This window comes from Janibacter sp. DB-40 (assembly GCF_029510815.1).
GTDB lineage: Bacteria > Actinomycetota > Actinomycetes > Actinomycetales > Dermatophilaceae > Janibacter.
On sequence record NZ_CP120360.1, the window covers coordinates 250,791 to 268,422 of the forward strand.

The window sequence follows — 17,632 nt, forward strand, 5'->3', positions numbered from 1 at the left end:
CCACGAGACGGAGGTGTCGCAATGAGGTTCGGCATCGCCGGCGCCGGCTTCTCCGGCGCGGTCATCGCCCGCGATCTCGCCGAAGCGGGCCACGAGGCGGTCGTCTTCGAGTCGCGCGACCACATCGCCGGGAACTGCTACACCGAGCGGGACCCCGAGACCGGGGTGATGCTCCACAAGTACGGGCCGCACATCTTCCACACCGGGGACGAGCGGGTGTGGGAGTACGTCACCCGGTTCGGCGAGATGATGCCGTACAACCACCGGGTGCGGACAACCGTCGGTGGCCGGACCTACCTGCTGCCGGTGAACCTGCTGACGATCAACCAGCTCTTCGGGACCGCGATGCGGCCCGACGAGGCCCGCGAGTTCATCGCGGAGCAGGCCGACCAGAGCATCGAGGAGCCGCAGAACTTCGAGGAGCAGGCGCTGAAGTTCATGGGCCGCACGCTCTACGACGCCTTCTTCCACGGGTACACGCGCAAGCAGTGGGGACTGCCTCCGACTGAGATCCCGGCATCCGTGCTCAAGCGCCTGCCGCTGCGCTTCAGCTACGAGGACTCGTACTTCAACCACCCGCACCAGGCCATCCCCCGCGACGGCTACACCGCCATCGTCGCCGGCATCCTCGACCACCCCGGGATCGAGGTGCGGCTGTCGACGCCGTACACGGCCGCGGACCGCCCGCAGTTCGACCACTCCGTGTGGACGGGCCAGCTGGACGCATGGTTCGACCACGAGTTCGGTCGCCTGCGGTACCGCACGCTCGACTTCGAGGAGATCCGGGCGACCGGGGACTACCTGGGGTGCTCGGTGATGAACTTCGGCGACGTGGACGTGCCCTACACGCGCATCGCGGAGCACAAGCACTTCGCGCCGTGGGAGGAGCACGAGGACACGGTGTGCTTCCGTGAGTACAGCCGGCTGGCCGAGGACGACGACATCCCCTATTACCCGATCCGCATGGCGAACGACAAGACGCTGCTCAGCAAGTACGTCGACGCGGCCCGTGCCGAGTCGGGCGTGACCTTCGTCGGTCGGCTCGGCACCTACCGCTACCTCGACATGGACGTCACGATCGGTGAGGCCCTAGCTGCGGCCGACGGGATCCTCGAGGCGATCGGCAGCTCGCGACCGATCCCCTCGCTCTTCGTCGACGCCTGAGGGCAGGGCGGTCCCGGAGGGGGCGGCGCCCGACTCGAGCCGACGCTCGATGTCGGTCAGCCGCTCCTCCATCCGGCGCAGCCGCCGGTCGATGACCACGAGACCGAAGAGCACGTCCCGCCCGCTCGAGTCGGGTGCCTTGCTGCGGGCCCGGGTCAGGTAGCCGGACAGCCGGCCGCTCGGCGCCGAGTTGCGCAGGTAGCGGCTGGTGAGTACAGCGGTGTGCCGGAGCCCCGAGTGACGCAGGTGGAAGGCCGCGGTCACCACGGGGTTGTCCGTGCCCGGTCGCGTGGAGAGGGTGCGCGCGAAGGTCCCGTACTCCCGCTTGGCCACGGCGGTGCTCAGCCGCTGCGCGGTAGCCCCCTTGTTGTTCTCCTGCAGTGCCCGCCGGACCGTCTCGAGGGAGTACTGGGCGAAGATCGGCACGAGGACGTCGAAGAGCCGGCGGCGCAGCTCGGGTGGCGTGCGTCGGGAGATCCACTCCATCTGCGAGATCACCCAGCCCAGGAGCGGGCCCTGGTAGAGGTCGAGCAGCCCCCGTGAGGCCAGCCACGAGTGGATCGTGTCGTGGTGGTGGAAGATGTGGAACAGCCGCTCGTCGGCCGTTGCCATCGTCTGCCCGCTGCGGGCCACCCGGTGGTGGCACAGCACCTCGGGGACGATCGCGATCGACGCCGCGGAGACCACCGTGAACCAGTGGAAGGGGTTGTCCTCGAAGAACCCGTCGCTCACCGGGAAGCGGATCGAGCGGCTCTCGAGGAGCTCGCGTCGGTACAGCTTGCGCCAGGGCACGGCGATGAAGCGCAGGAAGGTGTGGCTAGTGGGCACGTCGAGCTCGTAGTACGGCTCGGTCAAGGGGGCCCACCGGTGGGCGTCGGCGGGATCGCGGCGCTCGCGCGTGCCGTCCACCTCCTCCTGGTAGTCGCACATCGCCAGGTCGGCCCCGTGGGAGACGGCGGCCGCGTGCAGCCGCTCGAACATCGTCGGCTCGATGTGGTCGTCACCGTCGACGAAGCCCACCCAGGTACCGGTCGCGCGATCGAGACCGACGTTCGCGGGTGTGGCGACGCCGCCGGGGCTGTTCTCCTCCAGGAGGACGGGGACGAAGCGGGGGTCGCCCTCGCAGAACCGGCTGATGCGCTCGGGTGTCGAGTCGCTGGACCCGTCGTCCACCACGAGGACCTCGATGTCGGTGAACGTCTGTGCCGCCACGCTCGCGAGACACTGATCGACGTAGTCCTCGATGTCGTACGTGGTGACGATGATGCTGAGTTCGGCCACAGCGATTCCCTTTCTGAGGTGTCAGGCCTGTGCGCGGCGCACGATGCGGCCGGCCAGTCCGGCGTCCTGCCTGAACCGGATGCGGTGGAAGTCGCTGAGGTCCATGCACAGGACGTGCTCCTGCACGCGCAGGTTGAACTCGTCGCGGACGTCCGGAGTGATGCGCTCGGAGGCCCACCCGGTGACCCGCGTGACGAGGTCCCAGTACTGCCGGGCGAACTGCCGCCGCTTCACCGGTCGCGCCTCGAGCTCGGTGTACGTCTCGTCGAGGGCGTCGATGAGGCTCAACCTGGCCCGGCTCTCGCGATTGGTCAGGTTGCGCCCCCCTTCGCCGACGATGTGGGTGCACAGGGGCTGGTCGATGAGCAGGATGGTCTCCGCGTCGACGAGGGTGAGCCAGTGGCCCAGGACGTCGTTGTGGACCTGGGTGGCGCCGTACCGCAGACCGGTCCGGCGGTAGTGGTCGGTGCGCGCGATCTTGTTCCACGGGTAGTTGGTGAATCCGAGCAGCTGCGGCACCTCGTCGAGGCGGGCGAGTCGTCGGGGCGAGGTGACGTACTGGTCCCACACCGCGACGTCGAAGGAGTTCATGCCCTCCGACGTCGTCCCGGCGCGCCGGTACCGGTAGGGGAGCATCGCCACGCTCGCCCCGCTGTCGTCGAGCGCCCCGAGTGCCGCGGTGAGGGCCTCGGGGTGGATCTCGTCGTCGGCGTCGAAGAAGAGGACGTAGCGGCCGGAGGCGCGGGCGAACCCGTGGTTGCGGGCGATCCCGGCGCCGTGGTTGTGCATCAGGCGCACGAGCAGGACGCGGGGGTCGTTGATCGCCCTGACCCGATCCACCGAGTCGTCGGTGGACGCGTCGTCGACGACGACCACCTCGATGTCGGCCGAGTCGATCGCCAGGAAGGACTCGACCACTCCCACGACCGTGGCGCTCGCGTTGTGCATCGGGATGATGACCGACAGGTCCGGTGTGCTCATCGGGCGTGGCTCTTCCTGTCCGTCGGGTCCGGTGGTGGTGCGATCGCGGCCAGCGTAGGCACGGGGAAGCCCGGCGCGGAGCCACATCCCGGGTCGGGCAAGGACTGTTCACGGGACGTTCACAGCACGTTTGCGGGGTCGAGGGTGTGGCCCCGTCTAGAGTCGAATTTCCTTCTCCACGAGACACATCGGGATATGCATGCCTCTGCCAAACTTCCTCATCGTCGGTAGTCAGAAGAGTGGGACGAGCTGGCTCCACCGCAGCCTGGGCCGGTCGAAGCACATCTTCGCCTCGCAGGTGAAGGAGCTGAACTTCTTCAACCAGGCGGACTTCGACGCACCCGAGAAGCTGGCCGCCTTCCGCGAGCACTTCCCGCAGCGGGAGCTGCCCGGCGTGCAGTACTACCTCGAGAGCACGCCGCACTACTTCCGGGCCCGTCCGACGACGGCCAGGAACATCCGCTCCCTGCTGGGGTCGCCGGAGATGGTCGCGGTCTTCCGGGACCCGGTCGACCGGTACGAGTCCGCGTACATCCACCACATGATGAGGGGACGCTTCCCCTACACCCCCGTCATCGACGAGCTCACCGACGAGTACTCGGTGCTGTCCCTCGGTCGGTACGCGGAGGCCCTGGAGAGCTGGTGGGGCATCCACCCACAGCTCAAGCCCATGCTCTACGACGACCTGGTGGGCGACCCGTTGGGCTTCGTCACCGAGGTCATGGACCACCTCGGGCTGACCTGCGACATCACCATGGACGAGCTGACCTTCCGCGCCAACGACAAGACGAGGAAGAAGTCACAGCTCGGCCCCGAGTGGGAGGAGATGCCGACTCTGGACCCCGGACTGCGTCGCCGGTTGCACGAGGAGTACGCCGAGGACACGCGCCGTCTGGAGGAGGTCCTGGGCCGCGACCTCAGCGCGTGGCGGGCCGTGGTGGCCAGCGGGTGACCGCGGGGCCCCTCCCGGGCACGAGTCGTGATTGACGCCGTCGGCGCCGGGTAGGGCACCGGGCATGGACCCGACAGAGGCTGATGGAGCGATGACGGAGACGGACGCGAAGGGGGTTGACGGGGCGGCGCCCGCCGCTGAGGTGCCCGGCGTCCCCGCTGCTGCACCAGCTCCCGTGGACGAGCCCGTGGACCCCGGGCCACCGCTGCCGGCGAAGCCGGATCAGGCCGCGCCGCGGGGGGTCACTCCGACGGGCGCCGAGACCGGGGCCGGACCCGAGGCAGCGGCACAGCAGGGCGCCTACCTGACCACGTCCCAGGGGGCGCGACTGCGGGACAGCGACCACTCCCTCAAGGCCGGGCGACGCGGGCCGACCCTCTTGCAGGACCACCACCTGCGGGAGAAGATCACCCACTTCGACCATGAGCGGATACCGGAGCGGGTCGTGCACGCCCGGGGCGCCGGAGCGCACGGCGTGTTCGAGGGATACGGCAACGCCGGAGACGTCACCACCGCCGGCTTCCTGGCCGCAGGCAAGCGGACCGACGTCTTCGTACGGTTCTCCACCGTCCTCGGCTCGCGCGGCTCGGCGGACACGGTGCGCGACACCCGAGGGTTCGCGACCAAGTTCTACACCGAGGAGGGCACGTTCGACCTGGTCGGCAACAACATGCCGGTGTTCTTCATCCAGGACGGGATCAAGTTCCCCGACGTCGTCCATGCCGCCAAGCCCCATCCGGACCGGGAGATCCCGCAGGCACAGAGCGCACACGACACCTTCTGGGACTTCGTCTCCCTGCACACCGAGGCGCAGCACCACACGATGTGGAACATGTCCGACCGCGGGATCCCGCGCTCGTACCGGATGATGGAGGGCTTCGGCGTCCACACCTTCCGGCTCACCAATGCCGAGGGCGCCACGTCCCTGGTGAAGTTCCACTGGAAGCCCAAGCTCGGGGTCCACTCCGTGACGTGGGAGGAGGCCCAGATGCTCGGCGGCATGGACCCCGACTTCCACCGCCGCGACCTCCACGACGCCATCGAGTCCGGTGCCTTCCCCGAGTGGGAGCTCGGGATCCAGGTCTTCCCGGACAATGACGAGGAGACCTTCGAGGGGATCGATCTGCTGGACCCGACGAAGATCGTCCCGGAGGAGCTCGCGCCCGTTCAGCGGATCGGCCGGATGACCCTGAACGCGAATCCCACGAACTACTTCAGCGAGACCGAGCAGGTCGCCTTCCACGTCGGTCATCTCCCGCCGGGGATCGATGTCACGAATGACCCGTTGCTGCAGGTCAGGTTGTTCTCCTACGTCGACACCCAGCTCACGCGTCTGGGCGGTCCGAACTTCTCGCAGCTGCCGATCAACCGCCCGCACGCCCCCGTCAACGACATGCTGCGCGACGGGTTCGGTCAGCAGGGTTCTCACGCCGGTGTCGCGCCGTACAAGCCGAACTCCCTGGACGGTGGCTGTCCGTTCTTCGCCGGTTCCGACGTACCCGCGTTCAACGACGTGCCGGTGCGGGTGGCCGAGGACAGGAAGGTCCGCGCCAACCCGGCCTCGTTCGAGGACCACTTCAGCCAGGCCCGGCTGTTCTGGAAGAGCATGACCCCGGTGGAGAAGGAGCACATCATCCGGGCGTACACCTTCGAGCTGGGCAAGTGCTACGAGCAGGGGATCAAGGAACGGCAGGTGCAGCAGCTGGCCAACATCGACCCGGTGCTCTGCGCCGAGGTCGCGACCGGTCTGGGGCTTCCCGCGCCCGGACCCACCGTCCCCCTCACCGACGAGGCTCCGAGCCCCGCGCTCTCGCAGGTCGCAGGGGAGTGGCCCCCGGACGGCAGGACGGTGGGGATCCTGCTCGACCCGAGCGGGGATCTCGAAGGGCTGGAGGAGCTGCGGCGATCCGTCTTCGCTGCCGACATGGTCCCCCTGCTCATCGCACCGCACGGCGGGACGGTGGCCGGTCTGCCCGTCCAGCGGACCTTCGCGACCGGTCGCTCGGTCGAGTTCGACGCACTCCTGCTGGCTGGCTGCCCGGCAGCGGCCCCGGACGCCATCGCCGCCCGCGACGAGAAGGCGGGCCGGGCGGAGATCGCCGCGCTCGACCCGCGCGCCCTGCTGCTGCTCGAGGAGTGCTGGCGGCACGGGAAGGCCATCGGCGCGTGGGGCGCGGGCGTCAGTGCGCTCGAGCGGGCCCAGCTCGACGGCACGCGCGGGGTGGTGACCGACGACGGCCCGGACGCGGTGTTCACCGCGGTCCGGGGACTCATGCGGGCGCACCGCGTCTGGGAGCGGTTCCCGTCGTCCTCCGACGTGGGGGGACAGGCATGACCACCCGGGAGGTCGGCTCCTTCCTGTGAGCGGACTCCCGGCTCCACGCGACATCTGAAGCACACGACCACCAACGAGAAGGAGAACCCATGCGGTATGACGAGTTCCTGGCGGCCGTCGCGAAGAGCGGCGGACCCGCCGACCGTGAGCACGCGGACGAGGCCACCCGTACGGTCCTGGCGGACCTCGGGAAGCGTCTGGTCGGCAACGAGCCCCGCGACCTGGCGGCCCAGCTTCCCAGCGAGATGCAGCAGCCGCTGCTACAGCACGACGGTGAGCAGGAGACGGACGACGACCTCGACGCCTTCCTCCGCAGGGTCGCTGAGCACGAGGGGCGCGGTTGCGGCCCGGAGGACGCGCTGCAGCATGCCCGGGCCGTGCTGTCCACGATGGCCGGTTTCGTGTCCGCGGGGGAGATCGCCGACCTGCGCTCCCAGCTGCCGGCCGGGTTCGCCCCGCTCTTCGAGTGACCTCGACTCCAGGCCCCTCCTGACGAAGGGGGCGGTGCCGGCCGCGACCACGCAGCCCGGCGCCGCCCCCTTCGTCGTGCCGGGCCCCGCGCAGCCCTCGGCACGGCGAGGCGGGCTGGGAGGTGGCCTCACACACACGGTTGCACCGCCGGACACACGGGCGAAGAACCCATCACTCTCGTGGAGGGCCGGGCGATGGCCTCCGGCACCGGGACGAGGGCACGACCGCCCCTGGCCAACGCCACCAGCGCGCCCAGGAACCACACCAGGGCGGCCTGAAAGGTGACCACGACGAGAAGGCCGGTCGCCACAACCGCGGCGAGGAGCGGCCGAGCGGGGGAGTCGAGGTTCCGTCGGCGCTTCGTCACGGCGGGCATGCGCTCTGCCTTCGGTCGCAGGGGGATGGCTGGCTCACGTGGCGGCGGGGCGGGGGAACGGTCCTTGGATGCCGGCATGGTGGAAACAGTGCTCCGACGGTGACCGCGATCATCCTTCTTCTGGACATCACTTCTCCTTCGGCATGGCGAGGAGGCCTGGTGCCCTTGCGGCTGCCGCGGGGATGGTCTCGTCCTGGGTGAGTCGATGGCCGCGGATCACCAGCCAGAGCGCGAGGAGGAACTCGCCGAGGAAGGTGACCGTGGTGACGGGGAAGGGGGACCCGGTGGACATCACGACGGCGAAGGTGTCGAAGGCGTAGCCCAGGCCGGCGACGACCAGCAGCACCCCGAGCAGATTGGGCATCTGCGCGGACCGGTAGGTGAGGTAGCCCAGTAGGGTCAGGTGGACTCCGAAGAGGAGGAGGCCGGCCATCCAGATGTCGGTGTACGCCTCGACCTTGGCCAGCGCCAGGGCGTCGACCTGATCCGGTGAGAAGGAGGAGGTCCCCCTGCTGCTGAGCAGCTCGGGTATGCCGTTGAGCTGGGCGATGGCGACGAGGAACACGGCAGAGTAGGCGAGGCGGAACCAGCCGGCGAGCTGGGAGAGCGCGGCGTTGACGGGGTGGAAAACTCGCATCAGCGCCCAGGCCACCAGGACGTCGAGCGCGATGACGACGTACAGGCCGGCGACGGCGAGCCGGAAGGCCAACTCGGAGTCGACGACGACTTGCTCGCTGCCGTCGGGGACCAGCCCCTGGACGACGACGAGGTTCGCGACCGCGGCGACCACGGCCAGGAGCAGCAGGGCAACACCGGCGGTCAGTGCCGCGCGGTGGCGTGGGTTCGCTGGCCCCCGCCCGGCGAGCTGCTGAGTCGATGCTGGTGGGGGTGTCTCTTCGGCCACGGGTGCCGTGTCGTGGGACATGGTCGTCCCTTCCCTTGGATGGTTTGGGTGCCCGATGCTGGTTCGTCGGCGCGGTCAGTGCGTGCTGGTCACGGTGATGGCGACCTTCCCGAAGACCGCTCCGCACTGCAGGTGCCGCATCGCTTGGGGCACCTGCTCCAGCGGGAACGTGCGGTCGATGTGCGGGACGACTGTCCCCTCCTCGAGAAGCGGGGTGAGCCGTCGCAGGTCGCTGGCTCTCTCCTTGCTGGCGAGCATGGTCAGCCGTTGGGCGACGAAGCGGGAGAGCAGCGGTGCGCGCAGCGAGCGGCCGAAACCGCCGGTGACCCGGCCCCCTTCCTCGCCGCCGACCACGACGAGGGTGCCGTCGGGTGTCAGGGCGCGGCGTAGTCGTCGTAGCGGCAGGTTGCCCCCGATGTCCAGGACCAGGTCGTACCTGGTGTGCCCGTCGGTGAAGTCGTCCCGGGTGTAGTCGGCGACGTGGTCGGCCCCGAGCGCGCGGAGCCGGTCGAGCTTGCCCGTGCTGGATACTCCTGTGACCTGGGCGCCGAACGCCTTGGCCAGCTGTACGACATAGGTGCCGACCCCGCCGGAGGCGCCGATGACCAGGACCCGCTGTCCGGAGCGCACGTGCCCGGAGTCGGTGAGTGCCTGCAGGGCGGTGCCGGCCGAGATGGGGACGACCGCCGCCTGCTCGAAGGTCAGGTTCGCCGGCTTGGGGGCCAGCTTGTCCTCCCGAGCCGCGGCGTAGTCGGCAAACGAGCCTCGGCTCATCCCGTACACCTCGTCACCGGGAGAGAACCGGGTCACCCTGGCGCCCACGGCTGTGACCGTGCCCGAGACGTCGATGCCCGCCACGGCGTTCTTGGGCCGACGGAAACCGAAGCCGATCACCCGCAGCAGATAGGGGCGGCCGGTCATCATGTGCCACGTGCCCCGGTCCAGGCCGGCGGCGTGGACCTTGATCAGCACCTCGTCCTCCGCGATCTCGGGCAGCGGGGTGTGCCGGTGCCGGAAGACGTCTGTGGTGCCGTACCCCTCCTGGAGGACGGCCTGCATCGAACCGCGGGTGAGGCGGGTGGGCGCGCTCTGAGTCCTCATGGTGTGCCGTTCCGGCTATGGCACGGGGCGTCGCGAGAGTGCTCGCGCCGACGTCGTACTTTGTATGGAGACGCTAACATACATAGTACGATTCTGGAATGGGTTCGAGTCAGAAAATGGGAAGCAGATGAGTGACGTGAGGCGGGAGGGCCGCGCGGCCCGGCCCCGGTTGACCAGGGAGCGGGTGCTGCGGACGGCGATGACCGTGGCCGACGACGGTGGCATCGCTGCCCTGACCATCCGCTCACTCGCCCATGAGCTGGGGGTCAAACCCATGTCGGTGTACCACTACGTCGCCAACAAGGAAGAGATCCTGGACGGCATCGTCGACATGGTGTTCAGCGAGATCGAACTGCCGCGCGTCGGAGTTGACTGGCGCGCCGAGATGCGCCGCCGCGCGCACTCGGCGCGCGCCGTGCTCGGCTGCCACCGGTGGGCAATCGGCCTGCTGGAGTCACGTCCCAGGCCGGGGCCGGCGACCCTGCGGCATCACGACGCGGTCCTCGGCACGCTGCGGGCCGCCGGGTTCTCCCGCGAGATGACGGCCCATGCGTACGCGTTGATCGACAGCTTCACCTACGGGTTCGCGCTGCAGGAGGCCAGTCTGCCTTTCGAGGCCCAAGGAATCGTGGCCGACGACGCTGACCCGGACCCGGACCTCGAACAGTTCACGGATGAGGAGTACCCACACATGGCGGCGATGGTCACCGAGCACTACGTGCAGCCTGACTACCGCTTCGGTGACGAGTTCGACTTCGGGCTGGATCTCGTCCTGGACGCCCTCGACGCCTCGCTGTCCACGCACTGAGCTCACCGTCTGGTCGCCACGCGTGCGCCACGTGAGCCGGCCCCCGGTGGTGAGGGTGCGTGTCGGGCACACACCTCGCTGAGGCTCCGGAGACGGGCGGCAGCAGCGGTGTCGTGGCTGCAAGCATCTCGGCGGTTGTCCCCGGCGTCGTCCGCAGGAGGGTTCCGACTAAACTCCCCATCCGCCGGGCCTCTGGGGGATGGGGACTTTAGCTGGTGGCGCTGGATCCGACGAGGTCAGGAAGGCCGGGGTCATGCCAGATTGGGATACGTCAGGACGAATGACGGACCAGCAGGTCGCCGATCCGGAACGCATCCTCGATACGATGTCGGCCCTCAAAAGCGATCTGCGCGATCGATAGTTACCCGTCAGGTAGCGTCACATGGCGTTTGCCCTTCCCTTTGCGACTGCGGACCAAGTGCGCCCTGGATAGGCGCGCCAACACGATCTCGAGTGCTTCGTCGTCTGGAACCTCGAACTTGCTCTGTGCGTGACTAGCAAAGTTGTCGTAAGGCGCTGGGAGCTTTCCGAGGATGCTCATGGTGGTGGTGGCATCAAGGTCGGCACTGGCCAGTAGCGGGATCGTCGTGTCGGGATCCCTCGTGACAGTGACGATGCGGACGATCTGCTCAGCGGTCAAGTGTGTTGACGTACGGACCGCGTAGCGAGCAACGGCGCGAAGAGCGTCCGAGTCGTCGTCGTTGACGTAGGCATCAAGTTCGTTCAGGATGCGCATCTTTGTGCTAAGCGGTATGTGTGTGCTGTCGAGAGCCTCGACGACAAAGCCGGAGAGCACCTCGGGTGAGGCGATGGCGGCGACGTCCTCGGCCGCTGGTAATGCGCTGTTGAGAGTATCCCAGCCAGCATCACGATACGCCAGAAACACTTCCTGTGACTCCGCCACCAGCTGATGCTTTAGAAGAAGCCGCAAGAGGTCACCTTCCTCGACCGGAAGCGCGTCGACCGAGAGGGGGTCTTGGAGTTCAAGGCTGAGCACAAGCTCGGCTCGTGTACTCGGCGACGGGAGGACGTCGTTCGCTTGGAGAATGACGATGGCCGCGGATTCCCGAGTTTCCTGATCATCGTCCGCAGATGTAGATAGCCGACCCGCGCCTGTCAAGAGATCGGCAAGGGGCTCGTCCAACGAGCCCTTCTGCTTTAGGTAGGTCTGGAAGTTGTGCAAGGAAACCTCGACGAGATGGTGAGAAGCGAGTCCCGCCCACATTGAAGGGGGGGCCAAATTGAAGCTCGCCAACTTGGTTGTGGGGGCCACGCCCTGGAGGAGCCTGTCGATTTGGTCAGAGGTCCAAGTTTCAGATACCTGTCCGAGCGTGAACTCCAACGTGCTGGACCGCTCTACGATGTGGGGCGTATGCACGTCAGAATCCAGTGCGTCGAGGAAGCTGTCGGGTTCGTCAATGCAGTAGCTCAGCACCGGCCCGAGCTTCGTGTCTTCAAGCTCTTGCCTGTCAACGACCTCGAGCCCCTCGTTCTCGATTATGGTGTCGATCGACACCGATCCTGTTGTTTGCAGTGCGTGCCGGAGATTGTCTGCCGTCATCTGGTAGAGGTGGGCTTCCACCATGGCTTCACAAGCAGCACCGGACAAGTAATGAAGCTCGGGGATCACGATCTGCGAGCGTCGAAGCACGGCGAGCGCACTTTGTGTAGCGACCTCGCTGCGATCCTCGGTTAGGCTGGTCAGTTGTGGGTAGTTGCCAACGAGGTAGTCTCTGAAGGACTTGTTTAATTCGTAGGTATGTTTGCGCTCGGCGTTACTCAGCGCTGTGTCGAGTAGTGGAATGCGGCGATCGTCCGGCACGCTGGGGTCCTCTGCCAGATGAGCGAAAACGCGGGTCCATCGCTTCTGCGCGAGCCTTGCTATCAACCGGCCTGGGGCCGTGCTTGAGTTGAGAAAAGTGCTGAGGAACGCGGATGCATCGGTGGTCGGGTCGTCGAGGGCGCAACCAGTCATTATGTGTTTCACAACACTATCGGCTCCGGCCGGGTCGTTGTCGAGGAGGTACTCGAGTACGGAGACGTTTAGTGCGGCGTGTGAGTTGACGAAGTCGCTCGGTGCGTCATGCAGGAGTGCCTCAACCTGGGGGTACGTGAATTGCTGATGCATGTCAGGCGTGTTGGTGTATACATTGTGAACGAGGTATCGGTCAACCTCTACACCCGCCGAGTGTCCCCGATACTGGGTGGCGTACAGAGTGAAGTTTCTGTCGATATAGCCGTGCCGTATGAGGTCGCGCGAAAGAGATGACTCGATCGTCTCTTCCAATATTTCTTTGAAGTTCTTGGGTTCCTCAGAAGTGGTTGTGAGCGTGAAACGCGGAGCCTGCACCAAGTCCTCGAAACTCGCTCCGCGAAGAAACCGAAGATCAGAGTCTATTTGATCTTGCTGCTCACTGACCTCCCTCGCGTGGGCCTCGCTCCATTTGACCGAAAGAACACCTGGCAACAGAGCTTTTATGGCTTCCTCGCCCAAAGACAGTTGCTTTAGTCCGTATGGCGGAGAATTTCGGGTGACCGTTAGTCTTGGGTGTGCCTTGAGAGCTTCCCAAAAATCATCGGTCGAGAGTGCCTCTGAATCGTACGTCGTGTCGTTGACTCCGAAAGATATTGTGGATTGCGGTGCCCTATGGTCGTGCGGAATCGACTCGGCGAGGAGGGTCAAGTGCCCTGCGGCGCGTTCGGCCGCCACTGAGTGGCGCTCTGACGACAAGCGATTGCTGATGATCTCTCGTTTTTTGGCTTCCAGATGCGCAACGTTTTGCCTTATTAGCTTGCGCCTGCTCTCGATCAGGCTGTCGAGCGAGCTGTTACCTCGTGATATGCGCTCAAAATTCTTGAGGTGGAAGTTTTTGAATGCAACGAGTGCGAAGATCTTGGAACTCGTAATCCCCGGTGCGGCATGCATGCGAGCGGCAGCAGTCGCTGGACCGGTCGGTGTCTCTGTGGCGTCCCCGTTGACCTGAAGACGTTCCGCAAAGACTCTGTATTCGTTGCAAATGTTGCGCAGCAGCCTCATGTCTGTCACGTGACGGGCCACAGTCTCCAGCAGGCGAGGTTCGATGGTTTCGATGCGATGGGCCTGTAATTCTTCAAGGAGGATCCGATGGGAGTTCATATGTGATATGAAAGGCACGATCGGTATGACTACATCAAAAAACTTGGTCCGGTTGGCCCGTTCCAATCCGTCGCTTATTCGCGCATCTGAATTTGATGCGCGCGTCCTGCCAATTTCTTCGAAGAGACTGTCCTTGATCGCATAAATGAAGCGAGTCACGTGCTGTGGGGTCTGATCCCTGGAGTTGAGCAGGGTGTTTAGCTCCCGAAGCTCCTCGAAGATCTGTACGTTATCGAACCGGTCCAAGTCTTCAAAGATTACATAATTGGGCCTTGTGCGGTCGAAGAAGTAGACGAGTTCGTCGAGGTACTCGTCGAAATAGGTTGTATTTCGTGAAAGTTTGAGTGCAGCGCCCCCAGCGCCGACGTCAGTTACTTCACGTCCATCGACAGCAAGCCAAGCCCAAGCGGTCAGCGTCGTCAAGAGTGCCAACATGATCACCCACCCTGAAGCGGCGATCCAGCCATTTTCTGCTTCCACGGTGACGGGCGTCGGTAGCCAACCCACAGTAAGGAGCAGCACCATGGCGGCGCTCACCAGCGCGAAGGACTTCCCTACGATAGGCCAGTAGTTGGGGTCGGCGATGCGGTCGAAGCGTGAGCGAGGCAAGCGGAAAGGCGCGACCTTGTACAGGAGCTGCTTGACCACCTCCTTTTGCAGGCGGTTCGTCAAGTCGTAGTCGTTCGGCTCCGGTCCGAGGGTTGATATTCCAACGCGAATCGTTTCACCGGGGTGCGTGCGTTCGAACTCTTGTAGCACACTCGACTTGCCTGTGCCGTAACTGCCGGTCAGGGCGATGTTGCGGTTGGTCTGTTCCTTGACCTGTTCGTTCAGGTGACGCAGGTAGGTGCCGTGCTCTTGCAGATTGAAGCGAGGAGCCAGGGATAGAAGACTTGGGGAGGCTGTCTCCGGCTGCACTTGTTGGGGGGCATGTGGACGGGGGTTGGATCGTCCGGGAGCGGTCATGTTCTCGTCTTTGCGGTCGTGGATGTTTCGTCCAGCCTAAGGAACAGTCACGACAATGGCTGGGTGCCGCTCCTCACGATCACAACCTCAGCCATCCGATGCTCGGGAACTGCGCAATCTAGCCGGCTTCCGTGTTTGACGATCAGGGGACAGGGGTTGCATCGGTCGCCATCGCCCAGTCCGTTGCGCGCGCATGCCTACCACCCAGCCGGAGCGTAGTTATGGTTCAGCCCGCGGATGCGTGAGTCGAGGGGCAAGGTCTGCGGTCCCCAGGTCGAAGAGACGCCAGGGCCAGTTCGCTAGCGATCTCGCCCTCGTTTCGCACGACTGACCACAAGCGGGCCCAGTCACCGTCTCCTGGATGAAAACCACCACACAGGTGACCGCGCGGAAACGACCGCAGTTTGGCGTGACTGGCGCTGGGTGTACGCGAGGACCTCAACATCAGTCGAGTCGGGGTGAATCCCAACGAGTCCGTCATCATGCTCGTCCACATAGGCGTGGCGAATGACGAGGGTCTCGGTCGGGTCAATCCCGGCCGAAGCCATGATGGCACCGAATGTGAGGGTCATCCGCCGTCACCCGTGGAGAGTTGGTGGCCGCCTTCCCACGCTGCGTACGTCGCACCGTCTTCACGCGTCCATGCCACGCGTCCGTTGATGGAGACCGTTCCCAGGCAGATGGCGCCGGCGGCGGAGGGAGAGGAGAAGGCCACGTCTCTGGTCAGACTGCCGCTGCCGTCGCTGCCTGCTTCGATGGATCCGTCCTGGACGAGTTGGCCGTGTTGCGACTGGCGCAGTTCGTACTGCCGGGCTGAGCTTGGGCTGTAATCGTCCCGGTCGGGCATGACCGCACGCACTCGTGATCCGGCAAGGACGGTGAACTCTCCGTCGATGACCTGCGCCTTGGCATCGACACCCTTGCTGGCCTGGCGGAGATAGAACGTCGGCGACTCGGTCGGCGCCGCTTGCGCCGGGGAGCCTGCGGCCGCGGGAGGCGCTCCAACCTGCGGCGTGCGGGTTTCGCGGCCACGGAAGACGTCGACACCCAGGACGGGCAGGACGACCCGAAGCTGTTCGATGAAGTACTCCATGTCCGAGGCGTCGGCCTCCGGCAGGTCGGCTCCACCGGTGGGCTCGTTCCCGTTCTCCAGGGGCACGCGACCGATGGCTTTGGCCAGGCGGACGAGCCGAGCCTCGAGATAGCGCACGTGAGCACTGGTGAGATTCATGTCCTTGGAGGTCACGATCGCCACATCGGTCCAGAAGTCCTTCTGGATGTCGTGATGCTGCAGACGCTTGGCCACGTCGTCGCTCTGCCCGACGTAGGCCAGCCGACCACCGCTGTCGGGGTCCTCGCCCAACAAGATGTAGACACCCGTCCTGTGGGACTCAGCGCGGCGACGGATTTCCCCCAACTTCTCCCGAGAGCCCTTCAGCACGTGACCCGTCCAGTTGACGATCTCCGCCGTGATCAGACCCCCTGCGGTCCCATCGACCAAGAACAGACGAAGCTGCTTGCCAACCACAGCACTCCCTTTCCATCGAAGCCGTTGGTCTGCACGTCAGTGTGGCACCGAGCCCTGTCTGCCCGGCCCGTGAACTGAGTACAAGTTCGGCCGGTCTCCGGAGCGTCCCGTGGATGAAGCCATGAAGGGATGAGTGCTGCCCGACTGCTCGACGGCCAACGCGATTCGCGGGGCGGGGTTGTCGCCTCCATTTTCGTTTGCCCTACCGATTCCGGTTCGGGCGCCCCTTCGGCGCACCTTCAGAGCGTGAGCGCTAGTCCGGTTGGGTGAGTGCTAGTGCTGGGACGGGTCACTCGTCTGGTTCGATGCGGCGAATCCGTGAGGAGATCCGCCACTGCACTTGGGATGGGTTGGCCGGGTCTTCGAAGTAGACGAGGAATGTTCCGCCGACCTCGGGCCACACCCTGACGTCCCAGATGGGCGCTTCGACCGCGTCCCACGCGAAGGATTGCGAGCCCTCACCGGGACGGCGGGCGTAGGTGAACCGGTTCAGGTCCCACGCGTGGACTGTCCGTTGCGTGAAAACCAGCCAACGACCGTTCATGTCCGGGCTGAGGCACTGGATCTCCTCAGGTTGCCTGTCCTGGGATTCGATGCTGTCTGAGTTCGCGGTATCGCTGATGTCGTCCACGCCCCAAGACTGCTCCAGGGATGTGACATCACCACGCGCCCGAGATTCGGGGTAAAGCCGGCCGACCAGCCCCAGAGTCGTCCAAGTCGCAAAGGTAGTTGAGAGTTGCGGCTCATGCGCTCTGGTTGGCAAGGCCTGCCGCCGGGGTTCCCCCGGCCACGGCTAGCCGTCATCGGGACGGTGGCGGAACGCGACTGGTCGTGTCAGGCGAGCGCGGCAGAGACAGCGACGTAGAGCTCGGCCATCGTGTCGACCTCTTCCTCCCACCACTTACAGACTCTCGCGAGCGTCTCGAGCACCTGTGGGGACGTGCCGGGATGATGCATGGACAGCCAGGCAGCCACGACATCGTGGGCAGTGACCTTCCGACCCTCGAGCCACCAACCGTGTTCCTCCCGCTCGTAGACGATGGCGGGTCCGTCGAGGCGGTGGCGGTCACCGTGTCGTAACCAGCGCCACCCGGTGTTGCCGTCGACGACGGCTGCGCCGTCTGTGCGGTGCAGAAGGCCCTGAGTGTCGACCCACGCGAAGTCGCCCATGCGGGTGGACGGGCAGTCGCAGTAGAAGCTGCGGCATTGGTCGAAGCTCATGTGTGGACCGTGCCGACGATGCCCTCGGTGGCAGTGGCCGCTGATACCCCGGAGGCCTGTCGATGCCGGCCAGGAAGTCGGCACTGACTTCTGACGTGGACGTCCGTGCGAGCATGCTGGGTGGTGGCAGGGGTTGGTGTAGCAACGGTCCGCCGTTCCATCTAGCGACCTGCTCTGCGCGTCGGCGCCGTCGCGGGGGCGGGTGGGTGCAGCGGGGGTGATCACCTCCTTTCTGGTCGCTGCACCCAACCGAGCGCCGCCCCCTGTGTGCGGGCTGCCTGCCGGTGCTGGGTTTCGTTTTCGCTGTGCAGTTGTCAAGGGTCGTGACGCTCAAGACCGAGGACCGCAGGTCTTGCGCCACTGGAGAAGGTCCGGTCTTCGGCGTGGGTGGCAATCACCGGCTACTTG

At 65.7% G+C, this 17,632-nt stretch carries 13 protein-coding genes; 5 read left to right on the plus strand and 8 right to left on the minus strand.

Going from position 1 to position 17,632, the window contains the following annotated elements; translation table 11 throughout:
- The first annotated feature begins 21 nt into the window (after positions 1-21).
- Positions 22-1,164, plus strand: coding sequence for a UDP-galactopyranose mutase (glf, locus tag PVE36_RS01240; protein ID WP_277454067.1), 1,143 nt, complete (start codon positions 22-24; stop codon positions 1,162-1,164).
- Here glf and PVE36_RS01245 read toward each other — a convergent pair.
- Together PVE36_RS01245 and PVE36_RS01250 are read right to left on the minus strand one after the other, a co-directional pair.
- Positions 1,090-2,445, minus strand: a complete 1,356-nt coding sequence (locus PVE36_RS01245; RefSeq protein ID WP_277454069.1) for a glycosyltransferase — start codon at positions 2,443-2,445, stop codon at positions 1,090-1,092. The two genes, glf and PVE36_RS01245, sit on opposite strands and share 75 nt — an antisense overlap.
- A gap of 21 nt (positions 2,446-2,466) precedes the next feature.
- Positions 2,467-3,426, minus strand: a complete 960-nt coding sequence (locus PVE36_RS01250) for a glycosyltransferase family 2 protein (protein ID WP_277454070.1) — start codon at positions 3,424-3,426, stop codon at positions 2,467-2,469.
- Positions 3,427-3,625: 199 nt separating this feature from the next.
- On the opposite strand from PVE36_RS01250, the gene PVE36_RS01255 reads away from it, so the two are divergent.
- The 3 genes from PVE36_RS01255 to PVE36_RS01265 all read left to right on the plus strand — a co-directional run bounded on the left by PVE36_RS01255 (position 3,626) and on the right by PVE36_RS01265 (position 7,183).
- Positions 3,626-4,378 (plus strand): sulfotransferase, encoded by a 753-nt coding sequence (locus tag PVE36_RS01255; protein WP_277454071.1) that lies wholly within the window; start codon positions 3,626-3,628, stop codon positions 4,376-4,378.
- 91 nt (positions 4,379-4,469) lie between these two features.
- Entirely contained in the window at positions 4,470-6,713 is a 2,244-nt protein-coding gene (locus PVE36_RS01260) for a catalase (protein ID WP_277455892.1), read from the plus strand.
- A gap of 89 nt (positions 6,714-6,802) precedes the next feature.
- A complete protein-coding gene (locus tag PVE36_RS01265) occupies positions 6,803-7,183 on the plus strand; it encodes a DUF2267 domain-containing protein (protein WP_277454073.1) in 381 nt (126 codons plus the stop codon).
- Between the two features lie 504 nt (positions 7,184-7,687).
- Here the strand turns inward: PVE36_RS01265 and PVE36_RS01270 are convergent.
- Together PVE36_RS01270 and PVE36_RS01275 are read right to left on the minus strand one after the other, a co-directional pair.
- Positions 7,688-8,485 (minus strand): DUF4386 domain-containing protein, encoded by a 798-nt coding sequence (locus PVE36_RS01270; RefSeq protein WP_277454075.1) that lies wholly within the window; start codon positions 8,483-8,485, stop codon positions 7,688-7,690.
- A gap of 54 nt (positions 8,486-8,539) precedes the next feature.
- Positions 8,540-9,565 (minus strand): NAD(P)-dependent alcohol dehydrogenase, encoded by a 1,026-nt coding sequence (locus PVE36_RS01275; RefSeq protein WP_277454076.1) that lies wholly within the window; start codon positions 9,563-9,565, stop codon positions 8,540-8,542.
- Positions 9,566-9,764: 199 nt separating this feature from the next.
- On the opposite strand from PVE36_RS01275, the gene PVE36_RS01280 reads away from it, so the two are divergent.
- Complete coding sequence (locus tag PVE36_RS01280; RefSeq protein WP_277454077.1) at positions 9,765-10,373, plus strand: TetR/AcrR family transcriptional regulator; 609 nt, start codon at positions 9,765-9,767, stop codon at positions 10,371-10,373.
- Positions 10,374-10,734: 361 nt separating this feature from the next.
- Here PVE36_RS01280 and PVE36_RS01285 read toward each other — a convergent pair whose 3' ends face one another.
- The 4 genes from PVE36_RS01285 to PVE36_RS01300 all read right to left on the minus strand — a co-directional run bounded on the left by PVE36_RS01285 (position 10,735) and on the right by PVE36_RS01300 (position 17,224).
- The gene (locus tag PVE36_RS01285) at positions 10,735-14,475 is read right to left on the minus strand and encodes a hypothetical protein (protein WP_277454078.1); all 3,741 of its coding nucleotides are present in this window, start codon (positions 14,473-14,475) and stop codon (positions 10,735-10,737) included.
- Between the two features lie 568 nt (positions 14,476-15,043).
- Entirely contained in the window at positions 15,044-16,003 is a 960-nt protein-coding gene (locus PVE36_RS01290; protein WP_277454079.1) for a GIY-YIG nuclease family protein, read from the minus strand.
- 289 nt (positions 16,004-16,292) lie between these two features.
- The gene (locus tag PVE36_RS01295; protein ID WP_277454080.1) at positions 16,293-16,634 is read right to left on the minus strand and encodes a hypothetical protein; all 342 of its coding nucleotides are present in this window, start codon (positions 16,632-16,634) and stop codon (positions 16,293-16,295) included.
- Positions 16,635-16,837: 203 nt separating this feature from the next.
- Entirely contained in the window at positions 16,838-17,224 is a 387-nt protein-coding gene (locus tag PVE36_RS01300; protein WP_277454081.1) for a hypothetical protein, read from the minus strand.
- Positions 17,225-17,632: the final 408 nt, after the last annotated feature.